The organism is Methylobacterium sp. J-092 (assembly GCF_022829325.1).
Classification (GTDB): Bacteria; Pseudomonadota; Alphaproteobacteria; order Rhizobiales; family Beijerinckiaceae; genus Methylobacterium.
Map to the genome: position 1 here is coordinate 155797 of NZ_JAKSXU010000070.1, position 10483 is coordinate 166279.

7 protein-coding genes and 1 pseudogene are annotated in these 10483 nt (G+C 66.0%); 6 read left to right on the plus strand and 2 right to left on the minus strand.

The window, feature by feature from the left end:
* Nucleotides 1–66: 66 nt before the first annotated feature.
* From MKK60_RS08070 to MKK60_RS08095, 6 genes and pseudogenes are all read left to right on the plus strand, one after another.
* Nucleotides 67–669: a DUF6338 family protein gene (locus tag MKK60_RS08070; RefSeq protein WP_243984926.1), complete on the plus strand. Its 603-nt coding sequence runs from the start codon at nucleotides 67–69 to the stop codon at nucleotides 667–669.
* Nucleotides 670–929: 260 nt separating this feature from the next.
* A pseudogene (locus MKK60_RS08075) lies at nucleotides 930–1099 on the plus strand (ArsB/NhaD family transporter); the annotation flags it as partial.
* Nucleotides 1100–1156: 57 nt separating this feature from the next.
* Complete coding sequence (locus MKK60_RS08080; RefSeq protein ID WP_243984928.1) at nucleotides 1157–1552, plus strand: hypothetical protein; 396 nt, start codon at nucleotides 1157–1159, stop codon at nucleotides 1550–1552.
* An 82-nt stretch (nucleotides 1553–1634) separates the two neighbouring features.
* Nucleotides 1635–2030, plus strand: a complete 396-nt coding sequence (locus tag MKK60_RS08085) for a FixH family protein (RefSeq protein WP_243984930.1) — start codon at nucleotides 1635–1637, stop codon at nucleotides 2028–2030.
* A complete protein-coding gene (locus MKK60_RS08090) occupies nucleotides 2027–3532 on the plus strand; it encodes an efflux RND transporter periplasmic adaptor subunit (RefSeq protein WP_243984932.1) in 1506 nt (501 codons plus the stop codon). Before MKK60_RS08085 ends, MKK60_RS08090 begins: the two co-directional genes overlap by 4 nt.
* Nucleotides 3529–6687 carry an efflux RND transporter permease subunit gene (locus MKK60_RS08095; RefSeq protein ID WP_243984935.1) on the plus strand — a complete coding sequence of 1053 codons (3159 nt, stop codon included), beginning with the start codon at nucleotides 3529–3531 and terminating at the stop codon, nucleotides 6685–6687. Before MKK60_RS08090 ends, MKK60_RS08095 begins: the two co-directional genes overlap by 4 nt.
* A 511-nt stretch (nucleotides 6688–7198) precedes the next feature.
* Here the strand turns inward: MKK60_RS08095 and MKK60_RS08100 are convergent.
* Nucleotides 7199–7420, minus strand: coding sequence for a hypothetical protein (locus tag MKK60_RS08100; RefSeq protein ID WP_243984937.1), 222 nt, complete (start codon nucleotides 7418–7420; stop codon nucleotides 7199–7201).
* 96 nt (nucleotides 7421–7516) lie between these two features.
* Entirely contained in the window at nucleotides 7517–9847 is a 2331-nt protein-coding gene (locus MKK60_RS08105; protein ID WP_243984939.1) for an FdhF/YdeP family oxidoreductase, read from the minus strand.
* Between the last annotated feature and the right edge of the window lie 636 nt (nucleotides 9848–10483).

Sequence of the window (10483 nt, forward strand, 5' to 3'; positions counted from 1 at the left end):
GCCGCGGCCCGATACATCGACCTTAAGCAACGGGCTGCATAAACTCGATTAGGGAAGTTCTTATAAGTGCCCGAGTTGAAAGACCTGAATAATATCTACCTGATCGCGGCATTCATTATACCGGGCTTGATTATTTCATATATGCGCTCCCGGTTCATAACGGGGAGGATGGAGAAATTCAGCGATGCCGCATTGGGATATCTCGCGCTGACGATCGTCTACTATGGATTTTCCATTCCGGTCATCGGCTGGATCCTTGGTTTCGAGCAAGGCTTGGCAAGGACCCTGCTGTGGTGGTGTCTGCTCATCGTCGGCCCCACGGCGTTCGGCCTACTGCTGGGAGTGGCGACCCAACGTGAATGGTTACGGTGGACCGCAACCAAACTGAAGTTGCGCATGGTTCACAACACTCCGACATCCTGGGATTGGCGGTTCGCCAACTGCGATAGGGCACGGTTCGTCATGGTCACGCTTGTCGACGGATCTACAGTGGTCGGGATTTTCGGTGTCGGATCGTTTGCCTCCACAAATCCGACAGAACGCGACATTTATATCGAAGAACTGATGGATATCGCGGATGACGGTACGTGGTCATACCGAGTTGAGCCGACCGGGATCCTGATAGTGGCGAAAGAAATTCGCTACATCGAATTCAAGCAGGAGCCATGAGAATGGAACGCGATAATCGTGGACGCCCGGGAATTACCCAGGACGGCTGGCGTCCGACCAACGAAGGTCACCGCCCGCAGTCGGAAAGGGGATTTCAGCCCGCCTCCACGCCCGGTAATCCAGGCGCCGGTCATCAGCCTTCGGCGCCGGGTGGACGTCCTGCGCCCCCGACGACCGGAACCGGCGTGAAGCCACCGCCCACCAAACCCGACAAGCAAGCCTGATCGGGATAGCCGTCGAGATGCCCGTCCCACCATTCAACGCCGATCGGCAGCCTCGCGACGCTGCTCCGGCTGCACGTGCTGGCGGGCAAGGGCCAGAGGATCGCTGGGGCCAGTACATGAGGGTCGGCTTGGTCATCACGCCGCCGGTCCTGCTGGTCACCCTTCTCGCACTCGCAATCCGGCTTCCGATCCTCGGTCCGCAGTGAGATCGTGCGTCGTCCCACTCACTTCCTCGCCGCCCCGCGATATGGCAACGTAGTCTCGTGACTTTAAGGCTCGCCCTCCGGCGGCTGCTTCCGCTTCTCGCGGTCCTCAGCCTCGCCCTCGCACCGGTGACCGCATCCGCGGCCGCCGCGGGCATGCATGCCTCGATGGCTATGCAGGTCCACGCCGCGGCGATGCCCGACGAGGCCATGGACGACATGGCCGGGTCGGCCATGGACGAGATGCCGTGCTGCCCCAGGGAGCGGCCGGACATGCCCGACTGCTCGAAGGGCTGCCCGCTGATGGCGCTCTGCCTGGCGAAGGTCGCCACCGGGCTGCCGGTGGCCCTCGGACTTCCGGGCCGCGTCTCCGTCGTCGAGGGGACTGCGTGGGCCGTCATCGCCTCCTTCGACAGCCTCTCGCAAGGGCCGCCCACCGAGCCTCCCCGAGCCTGAACCCGATGCCGCCGGCGCCTGCGCCGGCCGATCCCGCGCGCCTGAAGGCCCGGGTCCCATCGTTTTCAGGAGATCATCGACCGTGTCCAACACATCGTTTTCGCGCGCGCTTACGGCTGCGCTGCTCGGCCTCGCCCTGACCGCCGCGGCCCGGGCCGACACCAAGGACTACGAGTTCCAACTGGTGAAGGACGAGGCCAAGCAGGGGGAGGCCATCCTCGACGTTCGCCTGGTCGACAAGCGCACGTCCAAGCCCGTGCCGAACGCCGTCATCTTCGCCAAGCGCATCGACATGGCGCCCGACAGCATGGAGGAGATGACCTCCAAGATCGAGCAGCTGCCGTCGCCGGAGCCGGGCCTCTACCGGTTCAAGGCGAAACTGACGATGGCCGGCGGCTGGCGCCTCTCGCTCGGGGCCAAGGTCCAGGGCGAGACCGGCACCGTCGAGAACAGGCTGGTGTTCAAGGCCACCAAGTGAGCCGGTCGGCTTGGGCAGCCGGGACCCTCGCCGCGCTCGCGGCGGGTGTTTTGGGATTTGGCGCGGGGCATGAGGGCAGCCCCGTGCCGGCGCTCGTCCGGCAGGCGCGGACCGAATTCGCCCATTGGCTGCCGAGCACCCCACGGCCAGCTTCCCCGATGCAGGCACCGGTCGCGGCGAAGGCGACGGGACCGGTCGTCTACTACCAGGACCCGGACGGGAAGCTGGACTACGCCTCCGAACCCAAGCGCACGGCGGACGGTCGCGACTATCGCGCCGTCCGCGCCAGCGAGGACGTGCGCTTCTACGAACCCGACGAGGCGGAGGCGATGCCCGACGGCGGGCACGGCGACATGGCCATGGGTCAGGCCACCACGCCTGCGGGGACCCGCAAGGTGCGCTTCTACCGCAACCCGATGGGCCTTCCGGACACCTCGCCGATTCCGAAGAAGGACTCGATGGGGATGGACTACCTCCCCGTCTACGAGGGGGAGGACACCGACGGCGGCACCGTGAGGATCTCGCCCGGCAAGCTCCAGCGCACCGGGGTCCGGACGGCGGTCGTCGAGCGACGCGTCCTGTCGATGCCGGTGCGGGCGCCGGGTGCCATCGAGGAGGACGAGCGCCGGATCTCGGTCATCGCGATGCGTACCGACGCCTTCATCGAGAAGGTCGAGGCCGTCACCACCGGTGACCACGTGCACAAGGGCCAGCCGCTCCTGGGCCTGTTCTCGCCGGAGATGAACGCCGCCGCCGCGCAGTACCTCACCGGCATCGGCTACGAGGGCGCCCGCCGACGGCTGGAGAACCTCGGCATCCCGCCCGAGGTCATCGACGAGATCGAGCGCACCCGAAAAGTGCCCTCCACCATCACGTGGTCGGCGCCCCGGGACGGCGTCGTGGTCGAGCGCAACGTCTCCGACGGCATGCGCGCGAAGTCCGGCGATACCCTGTTCAAGCTCGTCGACCATTCCAGGGTCTGGGTCCTGGCCGACGTGACCGAACGCGACCTGGCGGCCGTGGCGGAGGGCCAGACGGCGACCGCGCGCGCCCGGACTTTCCCGGACCGCGTCTTCACCGGCGCGGTGACCCGGATCTACCCGCACCTCGCCATGGGGACCCGCACCGCCCGCCTGCGCATCGAGCTGCCCAACCCGAACGGCGACCTGCGCCCGGGGATGTTCGCCGACGTGACGATCGCCACCGGCAGCGACAAGCCGGTGGTCGCGGTGCCCGATGATGCCGTCATAGATACCGGCACCAGGCAGGTCGTGCTTCTGGACAAGGGCGAGGGTCGCTTCGAGCCCCGACCGGTCCGGCTCGGCGTCCGCGGCGACGGCTACGTCGAGATCCGCGACGGCATCGTCGCCGGGGACCGCGTGGTGACGTCGGCCAACTTCCTGATCGATGCCGAGAGCAACCTGAAGGCGGCGCTGCATGGGCTCTCCGAGCCCAAGCCCGATCCCGGGCCGCAAGCCGCCGCCGAGGGGAAGGCGCCATGATCGCCCGCCTCATCGCCTGGTCGGCCCGGAACCTGGTGCTGGTCCTGATAGGGACGGTGTTCGCGGTCGGAGCCGGGCTCTACGCCCTTAGGACCCTGCCGCTCGATGCGATCCCGGACCTCTCGGACGTCCAGACCATCGTCTACACCGAGTACCCTGGGCAGGCGCCGCAGGTCATCGAGGATCAGGTCACATACCCCCTGACCACCGCGATGTTGACGGTGCCGAGGTCGAAGGTCGTGCGCGGCTTCTCGTTCTTCGGGGTGTCGTTCGTCTACGTGATCTTCGAGGACTGCACCGACCCGTACTGGGCGCGCAGCCGGGTGCTCGAATACCTCAACACCGTGGCCAAGCGTCTGCCGGCCGGCGTTACCCCGACGCTGGGACCGGACGCGACCGGGGTCGGCTGGGTCTACCAGTACGTCGTGGTCGCCAAGGAACGGAGCCTCGCCGAGCTCCGCTCGCTTCAGGACTGGGTCGTGCGCTTCGGGGCGTCCCGGGCCGAGGGCGTGGCGGAGGTCGCCGGCGTCGGCGGCTTCGTGAAGCAGTACAACGTGGTCGTCGATCCCAACCGGTTGCGGGCACAGGGCATCACCCTGTCCAAGCTCCGGGAGGCCATCCGGGCGAGCAACGCCGACGTCGGCGGCCGCACCGTCGAGCTCTCCGAGTTCGAGTTCGTCGTCCGTGGCCGCGGGTACCTCAAGAGCGTCGCCGACATCGAGAGCATCGTCCTGAGGACCGAGGCGGGCACGCCACTGCGGGTGAAGGACGTCGCCCGGGTCGAGCTCGGTCCGGACGAGCGCCGCGGCATCACCGAGATGAACGGCGACGGCGAGGTCGCCGGCGGGATCGTCCTGCAGCGGTTCGGGGCCAACGCCCTGAACGTCATCGAGGGCGCCAAAGCCCGGCTCGCCGAGGTCGCCGCCAGCCTGCCCAAGGGCACGGAGATCCTGCCGGTCTACGACCGCTCGCACCTCATCGAGGCGGCCATCGAGACCCTCAAGGGCACGCTGATCGAGGAGAGCGCCATCGTCGCCCTCGTCTGCATCGTGTTCCTGCTCCACGTCCGCAGCGCGCTGGTCGCAATCCTGATGCTGCCGGTCGGCATCCTGATGGCGTTCGTAGGCATGAAGGCCCTGGGGCTCGGGGCCAACATCATGAGCCTGGGCGGCATCGCCATCGCGGTGGGCGCCATGATCGACGCCGCCATCGTGATGATCGAGAACACCCACAAGCACCTAGAGCGGCCGGACCCCGGCATGCCTCGTGTCGAGGTCCTTATCGAGGCGGCGAGCGAGGTCGGGCCGTCGCTGTTCTTCTCGCTCCTCATCATCACGGTGAGCTTCCTGCCGATCTTCACCCTGGAGAGCCAGGAGGGCCGCCTGTTCGGTCCGCTGGCCTTCACCAAGACGTTCGCGATGGCGGCCGCGGCGGTGCTGTCCCTGACCCTGGTCCCTGCCCTGATGGTCCTGTTCGTCCGTGGCCGGATCATCCCCGAGCGCCGCAACCCTGTGAACAGGCTCCTGATCTGGGTCTACCGCCCCCTCATCGCGGGCGTCCTGCAGGCGCGGGTGCTGACGATCCTGCTGGCCCTCGTCGTCCTAGCGGCGACGGCGTGGCCGGCGAGCCGGCTCGGCTCGGAATTCATGCCCGATCTCGACGAGGGCACGCTGATGTACATGCCCACCACCCTGCCGGGCATCTCGGTCACCAAGGCCGGTGACCTGCTCGCCACCCAGGACCGGATCATCAAGTCGTTCCCCGAGGTCGCCTCGGTCTACGGCAAGGCCGGACGGGCCAACACCGCGACCGACCCGGCGCCGAGCGAGATGTTCGAGACAATCGTCAACCTGAAGCCGAAGGTCGAGTGGCGCCCCGGGGTCACGACGGCGAGCCTGAGGGCCGAGATGGACGCCGCGCTCCAGTTCCCTGGGGTCTCGAACGCCTGGACCCAGCCGATCCGCGCCCGCATCGACATGCTCTCGACCGGTATCCGCACGCCGGTCGGGATCAAGGTACTCGGGACGGACCTGACCGAGATGGAAAAGGTCGCCCGCCAGGTCGAGGCGGTGGTGAAGTCGGTGCCGGGCACGTCGAGCGCCTACGCCGAGCGCGTCCAGGGCGGCTACTTCCTCGACATCACCCCCGACCGCGAGGCGCTGGGCCGGTACGGCCTGACCGTCGGCGACGTGCAGGACGTGATCGCCATGGCGCTCGGAGGCGAGAGCGTCACCAACACCGTCGAGGGCCGCGAGCGCTATACCGTCAACGTACGCTACCCGCGCGCCTTCCGCTCCGACCCGCGATCCATCGCCTCCGAGGTTCAGGTGCCCATCACGGGCGGGGGAACGGTGCCGCTCGGCGAGGTCGCCAAGGTGCAGTTGAACCGCGGCCCGACCCAGATCCGGACCGAGAACGGCCAGCTCGCGGTCTTCATCTACGTCGACGTCGCAGGCCGCGATCTCGGGGGCTACGTCGCCGAGGCGCGGGCGGCGGTGGCCAACGAGGTGAGCCTGCCGCAGGGAACCCTCGTGCAGTGGAGCGGGCAGGTCGAGTACCTCGACCGGGCGACCGCCCGACTTAAAGTCGTGGTGCCCCTGACGCTGCTGATCGTGTTCCTGCTACTGTACCTCAACTTCCGGCGGCTGACCGAGACCCTGATCGTCATGCTTTCGCTGCCCTTCGCCCTCGTCGGCGGGGTCTGGCTGATGTGGTGGATGGGCTTCAACCTGTCGGTGGCGGTCGCGGTCGGCTTCATCGCGCTGGCCGGCGTGGCCGCCGAGACCGGGGTGATCATGCTGGTCTACCTCGATCATGCGCTCGTCGAGGTGCGCGCCGGCTGCGATCGCGACGGGCGGGCTTTCACCGGCGACGACCTGCGCCGGGCCATCATGGTCGGCGCGGTCGAACGGGTCCGCCCAAAGATGATGACCGTGGTCGCCATCATGGCCGGGCTCCTGCCTATCCTGTGGAGCACCGGATCGGGCTCCGAGGTCATGCAACGGATCGCGGTCCCCATGATCGGCGGCATGGTCTCGTCGACCGTCCTGACACTAGTTGTGATCCCGGCGGTGTACGGCCTCGTGAAAGGATGGGGCCTGCCGCGGTCCGAACCGAGCGCCATCGACCCCGAGACCCTACTTGTAACGTTCTGAACAATCTTACGGAGGGAACCCATGCCCTGGGCCCACTCCCAACCCCTTGCCAACCATCGGAAGGTCTTCTCCCAGGCTGTCGAAGCAGAGGTCAACGACCGGGTTGGGTGGAAAGCAGTCTGGCTGCTTTTGGCAAATGGTGCAGCGAAACCGGACCTTAGCTCAAACATTGAAGGTCGACGGATTTACGCACATCTCGGTCATCCAAGGAGCCGCGGTGGATCCTTGCTAGCGGTCGCCCAATGTGGCCCCGCGACAGCCCGTTCGCATAAGGGCACCCTCCGGAACGAGGCGTCCCGTGATCGTCCGTGGCCCAGTGCAACTCTGTGTGATCCCTGCGAGGGTCCGCTTCCAGGCTGACGACAGGCAGCAGCCTACGGCTGGGTTGGGTGGTTTTCAGCTGGTCCGCTTTGGGGCAGCGACGCGAGAAAGCGGACATCGTCGCCGAGCCCGCTCACGACCCTTCTCGGACCCTCCAAAGGTCTCCTTCGCGGCAGGTTGGCGGAGGATGCTACGATCGGCGTGGGCGGGAGGCGGACAGTACGCGATGGACGTTCACGAACCGTCGCTCCTGCGCACGACCCAGGATGCGCAGGACGCTCGTCACCGTGCGGCGGCCCGGTGTCAGGATCGCACCGATCAGCAGTGGCTGAGCATGGCGACATGAGCGGCGGACGAACAATTGCGCGAACGCCAGAATGATCGCAGCGAAGCGGGCAGGCAGGGGCTGCATGGCGGAGTCTCTTGGCCAGGACGCTACCAGCCTACCCGTCACGCCTGCTACGTCACCTCACCTCACTCAATCCGCCGCCAATGGCCAAAGTCGAGCTTATCCCCCGGCGTATTCGAGCTGCGGTTCGAGCACCCGTGCGTCCTCGGAATGAATGGTGACGGGGATCATCTTCGCTGCAGGCGTTTTACTGCCGATCGCGTAGTGCCAGATTGGCATCAGGACGTTGCACTCCGGGTAGTACCCGCCGATGCAACCGATCGGGATGTCGTAGGCCACGACGAGAAGGCCGGGCAGCCGCCGGTCGATCCCGTCGTCGGCAACCGTCTTAAGGGTCACCGCCTGTCCGACCTTGAGCCCCAGACGGTCAATGTCCGAGCGGTTCATCAGCACAACTTTGCGGGTGTTGTTGATGCCGCGGAAGCGGTCGTCGTAGCCGTAGACCGTCGTGTTGAACTGGTCGTTCGAGCGAAGGGTCATCAGGCGCAGGACGTCGTGCCCGACGGCCGGCATGTCCGCATCCTCATCCAGGGCCTTCGGGGTCACGATGGTGGCTCGACCAGTTTCCGTTCGCCATTCGCGCCGCTTGGCCGGCAGGTCGCGTTGGAAGCCACCGGGTTCCCACATGCGTCGCTCGTAATCCCAGAATGACTCGGGCAGCGTGTAAGCGATCTCCTTCCGGATCTCGGCGTAATCGCGCATGTAGTCCGTCCAGCGCACGCGTGGATTGGAAGCAAGCGTCCGCAGCGCAAGTTCGCAGATGAGCCGGTTCTCGCTGATCAGATGCGGCGAGGCCGGCTTCCGCAGGCCGCGGTTGCCGTGAACACAGGCCGAGGTGTCCTCCATCGACAGGACCTGTGGACCGGCCTCGGTCTCGTCGATCTCCAGACGACCAAGCACTGGGAGAATGTAGCTAACCGCGCCCGGTAGCAACGCACTCCGGTTGAGCTTGGTGATGACGTTGACCGTCAGGCGCAGCCGACGCCAGGCGGGCTCCATCTGGCCGTGATCGGGAATCGCCCGGACGAAGTTGCCGCCGAGCATCACGAAGGCCCGGACCTCGTCCTTGAGGATCGCTTCGCAGGCCTCGACCGTATTGTAGCCGGCCTCGCGCGGCGGCTCGAAGCCGAACTGCTCACCCAGCCGATCCAGCGGGAACAACTCGGGCTTTTCGGTGATCCCGACCGTGCGCTGCCCCTGCACGTTGGAATGGCCACGCACTGGGCAGATCCCAGCGCCACTGCGGCCCATGTTGCCGCGCATCAGGAGGAGGTTCACCAGCATCTGCACGGTTTCGACGCCGGCCTGATGCTGGGTCAGGCCCATGCCGTAGACCGCGACGACGGCGTGGGCCCCCGCGTAGACGGTGGCGGTCGCCTCCAGGTCGGCTCGGTGCAGGCCCGAACGACGCTCCAGCTCGTCCCACTCCTGGACGCGCAGCCATGCCGCGAAGGTGTCGAAGCCGTGGGTGTGCTCCGCTATGAACGCCTCGTCGAGGATCGCAGGGCCGCTTGCCTCCCGCGACGCGTCGTGAGCGGCGAGAACCGCCTTACATATGCCGGCGAGCGCGGCGAGGTCGCCGCCCGCCTTGACCTGATGATATTGCGAGCTGATCCGGGTTTCCTGGCCCAGTAGCATCTCCGCGGTCGATTGAGGGTTCGTAAAGCGCTCCAGCCCGCGCTCGCGAAGCGGATTGTAGGTGATAATCGGCACGCCACGCCGGCTCGCCTCCTGCAGGGGATGCAGCATCCGGGGCGAGTTGCTGCCGGGGTTCTGGCCGAAGAACAGGATGCAGTCGGACTTGGCGAAGTCGTCGAGTGAGATTGTCCCGATGCCTTGGCCGATGCTGATCGGTAGCGCCACCGAGGTCGTCTCGTGGCACATGTTGGACGAGTCCGGCAGGTTATTGTTGCCGTAAAGCCGGGCGAAGAGCTGGTAGAGGTAGCTGCCCTCGTTCGAGAGGCGGCCGGAGCTGTAGAACACCGTTCCTTTGAGGTGGTCCTCCACGGCGCGCAACTCGCCCGCGATCTCGTCCAGGGCGTGCCCCCACGACACGGGCACGTATTTGTCTGAGTCCGCGTCGTAGCGCAGCGGGTGGGTCAGGCGTCCGGTTTGCTCCAGCTGGAACTCGTCCCAGCCAAGCAGTTCGGTGACGGTGTGCTTAGCGAAGAAGGCCGGGGTGCAGCGGTGGGCCGTGAGCTCCCAGGCCACAGCCTTCACACCGTTCTCGCAGAACTCGAATGGGAGCGGGCTCGCCGGCTTGATCCAGGCGCAGCTGTTGCACTGGTAGCCGTCGACCTTGTTGTGACGGGTCAGAGCGACCGGAACGCTCGCCAGCACGCCCTCGCGCCTTAGAATGTTGCCAACTGAAAGGGCCGAACCCCACCCGCCGGAGGGACGACGGTAGGGTTTGAACGTGGGCTTTGACAACAAATGCACTCCAAAGGCGATTCCTTGAGGAAACACCCGCTATCGACGAGCGTTTCATATCATCACGTTTGGATGCAAATATTTATTTGCATCTATCATTTGATGTAAAACGAGGTCAATATGGTCGTCGGACGCGATTATATGCTCAAGAAAGGCGCTGGGCCATCTGCGCCCAAGCTTTTTCTTGATACGCGGGTTATCCCACTGGCGGTCAATCTAGCTGGAGCACTAGAGGTGGCCTTGAACCGCGCATCGACGCGTACGGGCATCCGGCCTTCGTTGATCTGCACCGGCGTCGCAGCTCTCGGTATCCTCGCGGTGCTTCGGCTGCGGCGAGGTTCGGGAGGCGTGGGGACCCGGAGGGCCTGACCCAGTTGTGGCAATGGTTTGGCGGATGACAGCTTTGCCCAATCGACAAACAAAAACGGCGTTGCCGCTCTTGGGTTGCGAGCTGACACAACTCAGCGTCATCGCGTCAGGGGGATCATTGGCGCATAAGACCCCGTTTCATAATGGGCAGAACAGCTTAGCTATTGGGTGAGCGGCGAGCATCGCGGGCGTTGGGAGAGTGTCTGACGCTCACCCAGGAACCCCGATGTGGACGCCCGCCGCCCGCGCCGAGCTTGCGCGCGAGAG